Origin of the sequence: Kitasatospora azatica KCTC 9699 (genome assembly GCF_000744785.1) — a bacterium.
GTDB lineage: Bacteria > Actinomycetota > Actinomycetes > Streptomycetales > Streptomycetaceae > Kitasatospora > Kitasatospora azatica.
Map to the genome: position 1 here is coordinate 5,531,094 of NZ_JQMO01000003.1, position 14,410 is coordinate 5,545,503.

The window sequence follows — 14,410 nt, forward strand, 5'->3', positions numbered from 1 at the left end:
CTGCGGGCCGCGCTCTCAGCTGTGCCCGTCGCAGTTCCCGGAGGTCATGGTCATGGTCTCGAACGGGTCGAGCGACAGCGCCACGGCCCCGTCCGAGGAGAGCAGGTTCGCCCGTCGCCCGAGAGCGCCTGCGGTCCACAGCCTGATCTCGCCGGCCGGGTGAACGTCCGGCTCCTCTCCCTGCCTGGTCGGCTGCTCCCACGAGCGGTTCACGTCGAGGGTCTCCATGCGTGGTCTTTCCTCTCCTAGAGCGTCAGGACTGCGTCGTCCTCAGGGAATCCACATCAACTTATATGAATGTATACCTTTTTTGATTCACCTGAGTTTACACGCGGGGGGTGCACCCATGACCAGGTCGGGTGACACCCGGGCATCACGCCTTCGGCACCGCTGACACACGGTCAGACCCCGGTGCCCAGAGCAGCAGCACCGCTGCGGTCCGGTCGGCGAACCCCAGCCGCAGCAGTCCGTGGCCGATGCCCGCCAGCCCGGTCAGCAGTCCGGGGACAGCCAGGCCGCCAGGGGTCCCGCACCCCGGCCCGTGCTGCTCCAGCGCGGCCAGCAGCAGGAGCGCGCGCCGCTCCCGGGCCGCCTGCGAGACCGGGTCGCCGCGGCGGCCGAGCAGTTCGAGGGCTCCGAGCTCGCCGTGGCACAGGCTGTGGTCCGGCGACGGCCCGGGCCGGGCCTCGGCCGCACGCACCGCCCGTGCCGGTAGGTCCGCCAATCGCGGATCGGCCGCCGCCACCGCCCGGTCGGCCACCGCCAGCGCGACGCCCGGCAGCCCTCGGCACCAGGACTCACCGGAGGCCCGGTCGGCGGCCGCTCTCAGCGCCGCCAGTCCGGCCTGCTCGTAGCGGGCGCCCCCGCCGGCCGCCGCGAAGCCGAGCAGTGCCCAACCCACCCCGGCCGCGCCCGAGGCGAAGCCCGCCTCCGGCGGCAGCGGGCAGGCGGCGAGACGGGCCGCGCAGACCTGTGCACCGCGCCAGGCATCGAGCGAACCGGTGGCCTGGTGGACGGCGAGCAGCGCCGCGAGGCCACCGGCCAGGCCGTCGACGATCCCTGGCGCCGTCTCGGCTTCGGCGGCCAGCACGGTCAGGGTGGTCGCCGGGGCGGTCAGGGCGGCGAGCTGCGGGTCGTCCAGCGCGGCGGCCACCACGGTGACCGCGTAGGCGATGCCGCCCAGCCCGGCGAAGCCGCCGGGCCCCACGGCCGCGAGGTCCTGCGGCCTGGCCGCGAGCCGCTCCAGCAGGGCGGGCAGCGGCCGCAGCGCGCGGCGGGCCACCTCCGCGTAGCGCTCCTCCCCGGTGAGCGCGGCCAGTTGGGCGAGGAACAGGGCCACTCCCGGATAGCCGCCGCCCAGGTCGGCGCCGCACGGCCGCAGTTGCCAGTAGCGGTCGGCGATGAGTTGGAGACCGAGCCAGTTCGTCCGTACGGGACTCCGGTGAGCCAGTTCGACCAGCCGGTCACCGATGCCGCGGGCTGCGCCGAGCAGCCGGCCCGGGTCGATCGAGGAGGCCGACGCGGCGGGCACGGTCTGCGCGGCCGCCCGCCGGCCGGCCGGCCCGTGGGGCGGCTCGGTCGACCGCGCCCTCATCGCGGCCCGAACGATCCACTCCTGCGCCGCGAGGTCCGCCTCGCCCATCCCCGTGATCCGCTCGGCCACCCGGTCGAGACCGGTCCGTTCCAGGGCGCCGGCGATCCGGGCCCCGGTCCCGCTCCACAGGTCCACCGCACCCGGCCGGGTGGTGAACAGCGGGACGTCGCCGTCCCACAACTGCGCGATCTCGTGGCCGAGGACACCGGGGTGGCCCGGCCCGGCGGACTCGTCCGTGCCCAGCAGGTCGAACAGCGCCTCCCGCTCGGCCGCGTCCCGCAGCACGTCGGGATGGGTCGCCTCGGCCAGCAGCGTCGTGTAGATCTGGGTGGGGCGTACCACCACGCGGACGTCGGCGTCCGCGAAGCGGCTCAGCAGCCCCCGCCGGCCGAGCAGTTCACGCCGGCCGGCGACGACGGCCCGGTAGCCCGCGCGGAAGCCGGTGAGCAGGGCCTCGGTGTGCGCCGCGGGTTCGGCCCGGGTCCCGGCGAGGCCGGGGCGGTTGGCGGCACCGGCGAAGGTCTGCGGCCGGCGTACCAGCCGCATCCGGTCGGTGCCCGGATCCGCCCAGTCCACCCCGTCCATCGGCAGCGGCGTGCCCGGGTCGCCACCGAGCCCGGAGGCGTCCATCGCCGTCCGGTCCCCGAGGAGCAGATGCGGGAGCAGCCCGGTCCGGTACACCGACGAGCCGAGCGCGAGCGCCGCCGGATCCTCCATGCCGCGAACCGCGAGCGGCGGGTGGAACAGCGTCTCGACATCGATCAGCACCGGTTCGTCGCCGCAGGCGATCAGGTTCTCGTAGTGCAGGTCCGTGCCGTCCAGGGCGTACAGCAAGGCCAGCAGGGCGCCCTGTCGACGGTAGAAGCCGTCGAGCTGACGTGCTGTCGTGCACGGCCGGTGGGCGACATGTTCGACCCAGCCGTACTCGCCCCGGTCCAGCAGGGCCAGCACCGGCAGTCCCGGAGTGCCGGGCTGCTCGTTGAACCAGTCGACGGTCTCGTTGAAGTGCCGGTGCGTCCCGAGCGGCCTCGGCTTGTACACCGCCCGCCGCCCGTCGGCGAAGCGCAGGATCGCGACACTGCGTCCCCGCTGATGCCCGTCGCCGGCCCCGCTCTCCACCGCGAGCAGCGCCCCGGGATCCACTCCGCCCAGCAGGGTCGCGACGATCTCCGCCCGGTCGAGCGCGAACCGGCCGAGCATCTCGGCCAGCGCGGAGACCGCGTACAGACAGGTCTGACCGAGCAGGCGAGCGAGCACCGGGTACTCGGCCAGCAGCGCGGCCAGGCCTTCTTGGCGGGACATCAGGTCCACGAAACTGCGGAACCGCTCGGCCGGTGTGTCACCGGCCAGTTGGCCGCCGACCCTCGCCACCTTGAGTTCCAGCACGAGCGTACGGGCCGAGCGCCGCGCCAGATCCCGGGCGAGCCGCTGGACGAAGGCGGCCCGAACCGCGACCAGGTCGACCGGCCCCTCGCCGAGTTGAACCGACAGTTGCTCGGCGGCCTGCTCCGCGAACGGTGTCAGTACTGCCACGAACCCGGTGGTTCCCGGGAGTTCACCGGCCGGCAGTCGCGGCGCCGACAGCGGCCCGACCAGCACCGCGTCCACGAAAGCCGCCCAGTCCGGCTTCCCCCGAGCGGGCCGCTCACCCTCCGGCAGCGCCCGCAGCCACCAGCCGTCCGCAGCCGGCGCGGCCCCTGACCGCCCCTGCGTATTGATCACAGCGGCCGAGCTTGCCACCCGCCGACCGGCTCGCACAAGAGCGGTGCTGCGCACCCGGAGGGTCCCGCCCTGCCGGCCTCACCCCTCCCGGAAGTGCACCAGCACCCGACCGGGATTCTTCGGGTCCAACTCGCGCCGCAGGTACAGCTTGCGGATGTGCTTCTGGTCCAGGAACGCCAGCACCCGCCGCATCAGCTGCCCTGAGCCCTTCCCGGGAATGATCTCGGCGACCGGGTCACCCGACTGGGCTGCAGCGAAGAGGAACTGCCGCATCGCCAGCTCGATGTCACGGTTGTTCCGGAAGATCGGGTGCAGGTCGAGGCTACGCATCGGAATCACCGCCGCACCCTAACCGGCCCGGACCGACAGCCATGCCGTTCTGCGAGTCGGTCCCCGGATCGGTGACGGCCACGCGGCGACCGCCAGCTGCCTGAGCAGCCTCACCAGTTGCCCCCATCCAATGGAATGATTCCAATGAAAATGGCGCGGGGAAGATACTCATGGGCACCATCAGGATTCACCGCACAATTGTGCAACGCTGAGCTGCACCCGATTACTCTGACCTCGTGCGCAACATGCGCAACATTCCATTTTCCCCTTGCGGCAGTTGACGAGCTGGCTGTAGCTTTCGTCGCGGGAAGCAAGGGTGTTGCCAGGTGGCGTGATCATCGCTTGGAACGGCCTCGTCTCATGGCGCTTCGAGACAGCCTGATGTCGATCAGCGAAAAGCCGCCGCGGGACTCACTGCCGGAAAGCATCTGCAGCGCGCTTCCTGAGAAAATAGGGGGCAGGGGGTGGGGATGCATTCCTTATTGGCGCGATTCCGGGAAAGACGTCGACTCGGGCACTCGATTCAGCGTGCCGTCGAAGGCGCGCCGGCGTTGTCGTGCGCCACTCTCCCCGCCGGGTCCCCAGCGCCCGTACGGCCGCCGGCGCGCGGGCGACGGGCAGGTCGCGCCCCTGGTCGACCGGCTCGACCGGGTCGACCGGAATGCGTTCGCGGCCCGCTCGGCGGTCTCGGTGGTTCCCGCGCACCGCTGGGACGCACTCAGTTTCCAGGCGTTTCGATCCGCGCGACCGGGGCGCCCATCGGATCCGATAAATCCGCTCGAAAGATGACGGGGTTCAGCCATGACCGAGTCCACCACCTCGCCCGACCTGCCCGCCCGCACGAATCGGCCCACCGGCACTTCCCGAGCTCGGACGGACGTCCAGAAAAGCATTGCCCCGGGAGCGGTCGACCTGCCGTCGCTGGTGCCAATCATGTACACGTTCATGTTCCGGAACATCGCGAGTGACGGCTTCGTCTTCAGCGATCCGCAGTCGCCGGGCGACATTTCCCGGGACTCGAAGCCGGGCTGCATCATCGCCGCCCCGTCCTTCCCCGCCGACACCCCCGGCATCGACGAGGACTACGTCTTCAACTGGGTGCGCGACGGGGCGATCACGGCCATGGAGGTGGCCAAGGCGGGCATGCCCACCCGCCCGGGCGGGACGGTGCAGACGCTCAACGACTACGTCCAGTTCGCCGACCTCTGCCACTCCAACGCCCAGCCGCCGCTGACCAAGGGTCACGCCTGCTTCAACATCGCCGGCGACGCCCGCCCGTGGACCGAGCAGAACGACGGTCCGGCCCTGCAGTCGATCACCATCCTGGCCGCCTACGACCAGCTCGACCTCGACACCCAGAAGCGGGCGGTCGACCTGGTGAACGCGAACGTGGCGTACCTGCTCGGCGTCTACGAGGACGCCACCACGAACCTGTGGGAGGAGCACAACGGGTTCAGCTTCTTCGCCCGGGCCGCCCAGCTGCGCTGCTTCGAGGAGATCCAGGCCTCGACCGTCGTCGGGATCGACAAGCCGGTCGAGCTGCGGCCCGCCATCGACTGGCTGCGCCAGGCCCTCGCGAGCCACTGGGACGGAAGCAAGTACGTGAGCATGATGGCCGACCCCGGCAACGGGGCCCAGCCGTCGCCGCAGAACCCGGTCGTCAGCGGTTACGACCCGAACATCGACATCGTCCAGTCGGCCGTCTACGGCGCCGTTCCGATCACCGACACCAAGCTGCTGGCCACGGCGGCCCAGCTGCGGTCGCAGTGGGAGGAAGGCGGCATCGCCTTCTACCCGGTCAACAAGGCGGACCGGGAGGCGTTCGGTATCGGGCCGCTGTTCGGCCGCTACCCGGGCGACGTCTACGACGGTGACACCTCGCACCCGGTGCTCGGCGGTCACCCCTGGGCCCTGTCCACCTGCAACGTCGCCGAGCTGCACTACAAGCTGGCCGCCGAGATCACGGCGAGCGGCAAGGTGCCCCTGGACGACCTGTCCGCACCCTTCTTCGCCCAGTCCGGCATCGACGCGTCGACGGCCCCGGCGGCAGCCGCCACCGCCCTGGTGGCGACCGGTGACGCCATGGTGCGGGCCGTCATCTACCACAGCGACAACCTGGAGCTCTCCGAGCAGTTCGACGGCGCCACCGGCTTCGAGCGCAGTGTGCACAACCTGACGTGGAGCTTCGCCGCCTACCTGTCCGCCATGCGAGCCCGGGCCGAGGCCGAGTGACCCCGGGGCCGACCGACCCGAATCCCGACCACCGCTCCGGTCCCGGCTGCGCCCGGGACCTGGCAGAGGAGTAACTGCCCCATGTACGCGAAATTCCCCGACGGGGCGGCGAAGCGTACCGACCCCGCGGCGGCGGCCGAGGTTCTCTACGACGCCGTGATCGTCGGTGGCGGGATCGCCGGTGCCATCGTCGCCGCGCGGCTGGCCGAGGCCGGCAAGAGGGTGCTGATCCTCGAAGCGGGCCCGGCCGAGGACCTCACCCTGCGGGGCTACGAGGACTACCTCGACCGCTTCTACTCGGCCACCAGCAAGGACAACCAGGCCCCCTACCCGGTCGTCGCCAACGCTCCGATGCCCCGCGGCACCGACGCACGGCGCATCTTCCCGGGTGCGCCCGACACCTCGGCCTACATCGTCCAGAGCGGGCCCTTCGCCACCGACACCACCTACACCAGGGTCCTCGGCGGCACCACCATGCACTGGGAGGCCAAGACGCTGCGGATGCTGCCCGAGGACTTCCGGATGCGCACCCTCTACGGCGAGGGGACCGACTGGCCGATCGGCTACGAGGACCTCGCCCCGTACTACAACGAGGCCGAACGCGAGATCGGCGTCTCCGCCGACGTCGCCGACCAGGCCTACCTCGGGATCACCTTCGACCAGGACTACGTGTTCCCCATGAAGGGGCTGCCGCTGTCCTACCTGGACCGGATGGTGGCGGCGGACCTCGACGGGATGCCGGTCGAACTCGACGGGGAGAAGCGGGAGCTGCGGGTCCGGCCGTTCCCCCAGGGGCGGAACGGGATACCGAACCCGGCCTACGACGGCGGGAAGGGATACGTACCGCGCGGGGCGGTGAGCACGTACCAGGTCGAGGTCGGCGGGCGGTGCCAGGGCAACAACAACTGCGTGCCGATCTGCCCGGTGCAGGCCAAGTACAACGCCGGCAAGACCCTCGCCGCGGCCCTGCGGAGCGGCCGGGTCGACCTGGTGGCCCAGGCGGTCGCCCACAAGGTGCACATCGACGAGCAGACCGGCCGAGTGACCGAGATCGAGTACCGCCGCTACGACCGGCCCGACAGCCCCGGCTTCACCACCGTGCGGGCCCGGGGCCGGCTGTTCATCCTGGCCGCCAACGCGGTGGAGAACCCCCGGCTGATGCTGGCCTCGGGCCTGCGCAGCTCGAGCGGCCTGATGGGGCGCAACTTCATGGACCACGCCTACCTACTGGCGTGGGCCCTGCTGCCGGAGGTGGCCGGCACCTTCCGGGGCACGAACTGCACCGGCGGCATCACCGACCTGCGCGGGGGCCGGTTCCGCCGCCGCCAGGCGGCATTCAGCGTCGACATCCACAACGACGGCTGGGGCTGGGCGCGCGGCGCGCCGATGACCGACCTGGTCGACCTGGTGGACGCCGGTGGTCGCTACGGCGAGTCCCTGCGCCAGGGCCTGGTGGACCGGGTGTCCCGCCAGTTGCAACTGGCGTTCATGGTCGAGGTCCCCGCCAACCCGAGCAACCGGGTCACCGTGGACCCGGCCGTCACCGACAGCCTGGGGAACATGCGGCCCATCCTCAGCTACGACATCCCCGACTACACGATGCGCGGGGTGGCTTACGCCCGGCAGCTGTCGAAGCGGATCTTCGCCCGCCTCGGGGCCGAGGACCACACCGCGTACGACCCCAACTTCTGGGGCTACGCCGTGCACGAGGGCGAGGGGTACGAGATCCGCGGCGGCAACCACCTCGCCGGCACCCACGTGATGGGCAGCGACCCGTCGACCTCGGTGGTCAACGCGGACCAGCGGAGCTGGGACCACGAGAACCTCTACCTGGTCGGCGGGGGCAGCATGCCCACCGTGGGCACCTCGAACGTGACGCTCACCGTCGCGGCCCTGTGCCTGCGCAGCACCCGCGCCATGCTGGCCCAGCTCGAGTCCGAGACCGCACCGATCCACGTCAGCACGAACGGCGCCGCCCAGGGCCGACCCCAGGAGGCGGGCCAGTGACCGCGTCGACCATCGAGAACCGTGACGACCTGATCAGCTACCTGAACGCGGCGATGGCGCTCGAGCACGCGACCATCCCCACCTACCTGACCGCGTTCTACTCCATCCACTCCAGCACCAACTCCGACGCCGCCCACATCATCCGGGTGGTCGCGGTGGAGGAGATGCTGCACCTGACCCTCGCCGCCAACGTCCTGAACGCCATCGGCGGGACACCCGACCTGACGCGCCCCGGCTTCGTACCGTCCTACCCGGCCTATCTGCCCGACGGGGAGGACGACTTCACCGTCGACCTGCGGCCTTTCTGCCCCGAGGCGGTGGAGACGTTCTGCAAGATCGAGCGGCCGGGCAAGGCCCCCAGCGCCGACTCACGGCTGGTGCGCACCCCGGACCACGGCAGGCCGCTGCTGGTCTCCAGCCCCACGGCCGAGGGGATGCACTTCTACAGCATCGGCGAGTTCTACGAGGAGATCATCGAAGGCCTCGAGCAGGTGGCGGCCGCCGACCCCGGGCTGTTCTGCGGGGATCCGGCCCGGCAGGTGGGGCCCGAGTACTTCTACTCCGGCGGCGGCCAGGTGATCACCGTTTCCGACCTGGACTCGGCCCGCCGGGCGCTGCGCTTCATCGCCGATCAGGGCGAGGGCCTCGACTCCGGCATCTACGACGCGGACGGCGAGTTGGCCCACTACTACCGGTTCCGGCAGCTGCAGCTCGGCCGCTACTACCAGGCGGGCGACCACCCCGACGCGCCCTCGGGGCCGCCGCTCACCGTCAGTTGGGACGACGTGTACCGGCTGAAGGTGAGCGCCCGGCTGGCCGACTACCCGGCGGGATCGGAACTCGCCGGCGCCGCCCGGAAGTTCAACGCCGAGTACGGCGCCTTCCTGGCGCTGCTCAGCAGGGCCTTCAACGGGAAGCCGGAGCTCCTGCAGGACGCGGTCTGGTACATGTTCCGGCTGCGCGACGGGTTCAACCGGCTGGTGCGCAACCCGCTGCCGGGCAGCGACGGCCTGCACGCCGCGCCGACCTTCGAGATCCCGGCCGCGGTCGGATCGGGTCCGGACGCCGCACGGACCGTCGGCGGGACACCCGGGGCGGTGGCGCGATGACCGCCCCGTCGTTCGAGGAGTTCCTCCTCCTGTCGGTCGACCTCACCGCCTTCGAGCGGACCGACCTGCTCGGCACGGGTCTGGCCCACCAGTACCTCGCCAAAGCGCGGGCCGCCTGCGGCGACGAGGTCGTCACCGCCCTTCTGGACGCCCACCGGGCGGCCCGGGCCGAGGCGGCCGACGGTGTCGGAGGCCATGACCGGGCCCTGCTCGACCGGGCCCTGCGCCACCGGATCTTCAGCGACGACCGCCTCGGCCCGGTGGCCCGCAATGTGATCAAGCTCTGGTACGCCGGGACGTGGTACGGCCTGCCGCCCGAGTGGACCGACCGCTACGGCGCCCAGACGGCGGCCGAGACCTCCACGGTCACCGCCGCCTCCTACCAGGAGGGGCTGCTCTGGCCGGCCATCGGGGCCAATCCGCCCGGTGCCAAGGCACCCGGCTACGGCTCCTGGGCCCAGCCGCCCCGCATCGAGGACCGTTACCTGAAGGGGGACGCGAAATGACCGAACTGGGTGACCGCCTCGGCCCGGACAAGGTGAAGCTCGGCGTCTGCTGCACCCTGTGGTGGAACGACGACTTCCCCAGCATCGACGCCGGCATCTCCTTCGGCCAGGCCGTCAGCGAGATGGCGCTCGCCGGCTTCCAGGGCTGCAGCCTCGGGCACAAGTACCCCTCGGACGCCGCCGAGCTCAAGGCCGCGCTCGACCTGCGCGGCCTGCAGGTCTCCGAGCCCTGGACGAGCACGTACTTCACGATCGCCAAGATGCGGCAGAAGACGATCGAGGCCTTCGAGAAGACGCTGGTCCACATCAAGGCGCTCGGCGGCACCGAGGTGGTGGTGGCCGAGTTCGGCGCCTCCTCGCACCTGCTCCCGGTCGACGTGTTCGCCAACCGCCCGGTCTTCACCGACGCCCAGTGGGACGACCTGACCTCGGGCTTGGAAGAGCTCGGCAAGATCGCCAACTCGGCCGGGATGAAGCTCAGTTACCACCACCACATGGGTACCGGCGTGATGACCCGGGCCGACGTCGACCGGCTGATGTCCTCGACGGATCCGGCCCTGGTCCACCTGCTGCTCGACACCGGCCACATCGCCTTCGCCGGCGACGACCCGCTGGAGCTGGCCCGCGCCTACGCCGACCGCATCGGCCACGTCCACATGAAGAGCGTCCGGTCCGAGATCGTGCGGCGGGTGCGCGGCGAAGGCCTGTCGTTCCAGGAGGGCGTCGAACTCGGCGTGTTCACCGTGCCCGGAGACGGCGCGATCGACTTCCGGCCCATCCTCGGGGTGCTGGCCGAGGCCGACTACCGGGGCTGGCTCGTCGTGGAAGCCGAGCAGGACCCGAACAAGGCCGTCCCGCTCGAGTACGCCAAGAAAGCCCGCGCCTACCTCGCCGACCTCCTCGGCTGGTAGCCCGACAGCGGGGACACCAGGAGCGGACACGGGAGCGAGGACACCAGGAATGAACGCGGCAGTCCGGCGGGACATCTTTTTCAGCTTCTTCATGTTCACGGCCGACCTGCGGCCGCAGGACTCGGACTACACCCAGGTTCTGATCAGCCATCTGAAGGCCCTGACCGAGATGGGCTACGACGGCTTCGACCTGCACATCGCCACCCAGCCCGAGACCGTCGACCACCGGATCGAGGTCGACAGCTACGTCGGCCTCAAGAAGGCGTTCGACGAGGCGGGCCTGCGGGAGGTGAAGTTCACCACCAACGTCGGCACCACGCGGACCTTCGACCCGACCTCGCCCTACCAGGAGCAGCGCAGGCAGGCCCTTTCCTACCTGAAGTCGCGGGTCGACATCACCCGGGTGCTGGGCGGCGACTCGATCATGTCGGGGCCGTTCCTCTACCCCTACGGGGTCTTCCCGGTCACCGACGCCGGTGCGCCGATGTGGAGCGACGCCCTCCAGGACTGGATGAAGTCGCGCTACCACGCGGCGCGTTCGATCTTCGAGGAGTTGGCGCAGTACGCCGCGGCGCAGGAGGTGAAGCTCGCCATCGAGCCGGTCAAGAGCTGGGAGACGCCCCCGCCCAACTCGGTCTCGGAGGTGCTGGACTTCCTGGAGGGCCTCGGACCCCGGTCGGGTGGCGTGACGGTCGACACCGCGCAGGTGGTGATGGAGAGTCAGGGGCCGGAGGCCTTCCGGGAGAACATCGCCCGGGCCGCGCGGCAGGACCGGCTCAGCTACGTCCACCTCTCCGCGCCCGACCGCGGTGCGGTGCGGGACAGCTGGATCCCGTGGGACATCGTCCGGACGGAGATCGAGCCGGTCTACCGCGGCCCGTACCTGGTCGAGGTGTTCAACGCGATTCCGCCGTTCGACAGTTCGATGCGGATGGCGCGCCGGCGCTTCTGGCGGCCCGGCGAGGACGACCCGGTGCGCGGCGTCGACAGCGCCTACCAGGTCGCGCTGGCCGCGCTGGACGAAGTGCGGGCCCAACTCCCGTCCGCCTGAACTCGATCCACCACAGCAGAGAGGTCCCCGCATGCCGGCTCAGGTGTCGGATCCCATCGTCATGGTCGTGAAGCGGGCGGGCAACGTCCGCATTCACACCTTCGTCGCCTCCTTCGCGTACAACAACATCGCGAACGCCACGCACATCATCGAGACCGAGAACCAACTGGTGCTCGTCGACGGGCAGTTCCTGGCGCCCTACGCAAGGGCGTTCAGGGAGTACGCGGACAGCCTGGGCAAGCCGATCGAGCGGCTGTACCTCTCGCACCGGCACCCCGACCACTGGTTCGGCACCGGGGCGGCGTTCGCCGACGTCACCATCCACGCGCTGCCCGAGACCATGAGCTTCATCGAGGAGCACGGCGAGGACTCCAGGAGCGACCACTGGAAGCTCGGTGACCTGCTGCCGGACCGGATCGTCGTCCCGCAGAAGCTCGCCGGCCCCGGTGAGGAGATGATCGACGGGGTCAGGTACGTCTTCGACCGGGTGACGGACACCGAGATCGACTACCACCTCACCATCAAGCTCCCCGAGTTGGGCGTGTACATCGCCCAGGACCTGCTCTACAGCGGAACCCACCTGTACCTGACGAAGCACATGGACCACTGGATCCGGGTGCTGCAGGACATGCTGGTGGAGGACTACGAGCTGTTCCTGCCGGGCCACGGCCTGCCGGCCGACAAGAACGAAGTCGCTCGCAACATCGAGTACCTGTCGGCCGCTCGCCAGGCCATCGGCAACGGCCTGGCGGACGACGCCTTCAAGGACTTCATGCTCCAGCGGTATCCCGAACGCAGGTGTCCGGGCATCTTCGACATCTACCTGCCCCGGCTGTTCGGCGGCGCGAGCGACTACTGACCAGCGACTACTGACTGCGGAGGTCACCATGAACAAGCGCTACTCGGTGGGACAGTACCTGGTGGACCGGCTCCGGCAGCTGGGCCTGGAGCACCTGTTCGCCATCGCGGGTGACTACTCGATCGAGTGGCTGAACCGGTACGTCGCACCGAGCGGCATCGAGCTCGTCGAGGAAGTCAACGAGGTGAACGCCGGCTACGCGGCGGACGGATACGCGAGACTGAAGGGCATCGGCGCCCTCTGCGTCACCTACTCGGCGGGCGCGCTGTGCGCCGTGAACGCCGTCGCCGGTGCCTACGTCGAGAAGGTGCCGATCGTGCTGATCAACGGCACGCCGAGCATCAAGAAGACCCTGACCTTCGAGCAGACCGGGTTCAGCGCGCACCACTTCATCAGCGGACGCGAAACGGACCTCCAGTCGTTCGAGCACATCACGGTCGCAGCCGTCCGGATCGACAATCCCGACCTCGCACCGAACCTGATCGACTACGCGCTGACCAGATGCATCAGCGAACGGCGCCCGGTGTACCTCGAACTCCTCCAGGACATGGTTGACTTGGAGTGCGAGCCGCCGCAGGGCGAGCTGAAGCCGGTCAGGATCCTGTCGGACCAGACCAGCCTGGAGGAGTCGGTCGAGAAGATCTGCGCCAGGCTCGAAAGCGCCGAGAACCCGCTGATCTGGATCGGCGTGGAGATCGACCGGCTCGGCCTGCAGGAGAAGGCCCTGCGGCTGATCCGGCAGCTGGACGTCCCCTTCGTCACGGAACTCCTGAGCAAGGCCGTCCTGTCCGAGGACGATGTGCTGTTCGCCGGAGTGCTCGACGGCCAGGCATCCTCGGCGGCCGTCACCGAGTTGGCCGGGTCGGCCGACTTCGTGCTGGCCCTCGGCGTGTGGCTGACGGACATCAACTCCCTGGGCTGGAACCCGGACTACGACAAGACCGCGTTCGCCTCGATGGACGCGGTCAAGCTCGGCACCTACTTCGGCGGGCAGGTCGCGCTGGAGCACCTGATCGACGGGCTCCTCGCGGCGAAGCAGGTCGCGCCCAACGCGCGGAAACTGCCGGCGAAGCCCGCCCGGAGCGTACCGGCCGTCGCGGGGACCGAGGTGATCACGTACCAGGGGTTCTACAACTACGTGCAGCGGTACATCGATCGGAACACCATCGTCAGCGCTGACGCGAGCATGAACTACTTCGGCAGCCTGCTGCTCGATGTGCCCGCCCCGAGCGGGTTCATCGTCCAGTCGTCCTACTCGGCGATCGGTTACAGCGCGGCTGCCGCGACGGGTGTCTGCCTGGCGAAGAGGGACGATCAGCGGGTCATGGTCTTCTCGGGCGACGGCGGCTTCCAGATGACCGCCCAGTGCCTGTCGACGCAGACCCGCTTCGGACTCAACCCGATCATCTTCGTCATCGACAACGGCGTCTACGGCGTGGAGCAGTGGCTCGCCGACGCATCGGTCTTCCACACCGACAAGCCGTTCTACCGGCCCTGCATCCTGCACCGGTGGAACTACAGCAGGCTGTCGGAGGTATTCGGTTGTCAGGGATGGGAGGTGAGTACCTACGGGGAACTGGGCCATGCCGTGGCGGGTGCGCTGGAGAACTCCGGCAGCCCGTCCATCATCCAGGTCCGGGTGCCCGACAAGTCGATTCCTGACAATGCGAACTGGAAGACCCAGTAGCAGGACCAGCAGGACGAGCAGGACGAACACCTACCGCAATACCGGAGAGAGGATCAGAACAATGCCCACGAAGATCACCGCAGTCTTCGAGAACCCGCAGGACCCCACCGTCTTCGAGGCCGGTCACGACGACCAGGTCGCGCTGGCGAAGAAGATTCCCGGAGTCCAGCGGGTCGAGAGCGCGAAGGTCTGGCCGAAGGAGGACGGCAGCCCGACGCCGGCCTACCGCGTGCTCGACCTGTACTTCGCCGACTACGACGCGGCCAGCAGGGCCGTGACGACCGAGGAGGCCGGGGCGTTCGTCGGCAAGCTCCGCGAGTTGGCGACCGGCGGTGTCCGGCTCCTCTTCGCGGACGTCGAGGAGGTCTGAGCGCAGCCTCGTCCCACGGCCCGCATGCGAGC

The 14,410-nt window shown here is 70.0% G+C and carries 12 protein-coding genes; 9 read left to right on the plus strand and 3 right to left on the minus strand.

All coding sequences use genetic code 11. The annotated features are described in order from the left end of the window. Nucleotides 1–15: 15 nt before the first annotated feature. The 3 genes from BR98_RS35075 to BR98_RS35085 all read right to left on the minus strand — a co-directional run bounded on the left by BR98_RS35075 (nt 16) and on the right by BR98_RS35085 (nt 3,646). Nucleotides 16–228, minus strand: a complete 213-nt coding sequence (locus BR98_RS35075) for a hypothetical protein (RefSeq protein ID WP_035851434.1) — start codon at nt 226–228, stop codon at nt 16–18. 145 nt (nt 229–373) lie between these two features. After that, nucleotides 374–3,316 carry a type 2 lanthipeptide synthetase LanM family protein gene (locus tag BR98_RS35080; RefSeq protein ID WP_198042340.1) on the minus strand — a complete coding sequence of 981 codons (2,943 nt, stop codon included), beginning with the start codon at nt 3,314–3,316 and terminating at the stop codon, nt 374–376. 78 nt (nt 3,317–3,394) lie between these two features. Continuing rightward, nucleotides 3,395–3,646 carry a Smr/MutS family protein gene (locus tag BR98_RS35085; RefSeq protein WP_035851435.1) on the minus strand — a complete coding sequence of 84 codons (252 nt, stop codon included), beginning with the start codon at nt 3,644–3,646 and terminating at the stop codon, nt 3,395–3,397. A gap of 933 nt (nt 3,647–4,579) precedes the next feature. Between BR98_RS35085 and BR98_RS35090 the strand changes: the two genes are divergently transcribed. The 9 genes from BR98_RS35090 (at nt 4,580) to BR98_RS35130 (ending at nt 14,378) form a co-directional block, all read left to right on the plus strand. Beyond that, nucleotides 4,580–5,878: a glycoside hydrolase family 15 protein gene (locus tag BR98_RS35090; RefSeq protein ID WP_198042341.1), complete on the plus strand. Its 1,299-nt coding sequence runs from the start codon at nt 4,580–4,582 to the stop codon at nt 5,876–5,878. Nucleotides 5,879–5,959: 81 nt separating this feature from the next. Continuing rightward, nucleotides 5,960–7,885, plus strand: coding sequence for a GMC family oxidoreductase (locus tag BR98_RS35095; RefSeq protein WP_063774893.1), 1,926 nt, complete (start codon nt 5,960–5,962; stop codon nt 7,883–7,885). Further along, entirely contained in the window at nt 7,882–8,994 is a 1,113-nt protein-coding gene (locus BR98_RS35100; RefSeq protein ID WP_035851436.1) for a ferritin-like domain-containing protein, read from the plus strand. Before BR98_RS35095 ends, BR98_RS35100 begins: the two co-directional genes overlap by 4 nt. Further along, complete coding sequence (locus BR98_RS35105; RefSeq protein WP_035851438.1) at nt 8,991–9,500, plus strand: hypothetical protein; 510 nt, start codon at nt 8,991–8,993, stop codon at nt 9,498–9,500. Before BR98_RS35100 ends, BR98_RS35105 begins: the two co-directional genes overlap by 4 nt. Next, nucleotides 9,497–10,411: a myo-inosose-2 dehydratase gene (gene iolE / locus BR98_RS35110; RefSeq protein WP_035851439.1), complete on the plus strand. Its 915-nt coding sequence runs from the start codon at nt 9,497–9,499 to the stop codon at nt 10,409–10,411. Before BR98_RS35105 ends, iolE begins: the two co-directional genes overlap by 4 nt. A 49-nt stretch (nt 10,412–10,460) precedes the next feature. Further along, complete coding sequence (locus BR98_RS35115) at nt 10,461–11,462, plus strand: sugar phosphate isomerase/epimerase family protein (RefSeq protein WP_035851440.1); 1,002 nt, start codon at nt 10,461–10,463, stop codon at nt 11,460–11,462. Nucleotides 11,463–11,505: 43 nt separating this feature from the next. After that, nucleotides 11,506–12,321, plus strand: coding sequence for an MBL fold metallo-hydrolase (locus BR98_RS35120; protein WP_198042342.1), 816 nt, complete (start codon nt 11,506–11,508; stop codon nt 12,319–12,321). A 28-nt stretch (nt 12,322–12,349) separates the two neighbouring features. Beyond that, entirely contained in the window at nt 12,350–14,008 is a 1,659-nt protein-coding gene (locus BR98_RS35125; protein ID WP_035851443.1) for an alpha-keto acid decarboxylase family protein, read from the plus strand. Nucleotides 14,009–14,069: 61 nt separating this feature from the next. Continuing rightward, the gene (locus tag BR98_RS35130) at nt 14,070–14,378 is read left to right on the plus strand and encodes an EthD family reductase (RefSeq protein ID WP_035851444.1); all 309 of its coding nucleotides are present in this window, start codon (nt 14,070–14,072) and stop codon (nt 14,376–14,378) included. Nucleotides 14,379–14,410 lie beyond the last annotated feature (32 nt).

What these genes read in the sequence shown, in the direction of transcription:
- BR98_RS35085 (WP_035851435.1), bottom strand. Translation starts at nt 3,646, where the DNA reads ATGCGTAGCCTCGACCTGCACCCGATCTTCCGGAACAACCGTGACATC.
- BR98_RS35130 (WP_035851444.1), top strand. Translation starts at nt 14,070, where the DNA reads ATGCCCACGAAGATCACCGCAGTCTTCGAGAACCCGCAGGACCCCACC.
- BR98_RS35095 (WP_063774893.1), top strand. Translation starts at nt 5,960, where the DNA reads ATGTACGCGAAATTCCCCGACGGGGCGGCGAAGCGTACCGACCCCGCG.
- BR98_RS35090 (WP_198042341.1), top strand. Translation starts at nt 4,580, where the DNA reads ATGTACACGTTCATGTTCCGGAACATCGCGAGTGACGGCTTCGTCTTC.
- BR98_RS35105 (WP_035851438.1), top strand. Translation starts at nt 8,991, where the DNA reads ATGACCGCCCCGTCGTTCGAGGAGTTCCTCCTCCTGTCGGTCGACCTC.
- BR98_RS35115 (WP_035851440.1), top strand. Translation starts at nt 10,461, where the DNA reads ATGAACGCGGCAGTCCGGCGGGACATCTTTTTCAGCTTCTTCATGTTC.
- BR98_RS35075 (WP_035851434.1), bottom strand. Translation starts at nt 228, where the DNA reads ATGGAGACCCTCGACGTGAACCGCTCGTGGGAGCAGCCGACCAGGCAG.
- BR98_RS35125 (WP_035851443.1), top strand. Translation starts at nt 12,350, where the DNA reads ATGAACAAGCGCTACTCGGTGGGACAGTACCTGGTGGACCGGCTCCGG.
- iolE (WP_035851439.1), top strand. Translation starts at nt 9,497, where the DNA reads ATGACCGAACTGGGTGACCGCCTCGGCCCGGACAAGGTGAAGCTCGGC.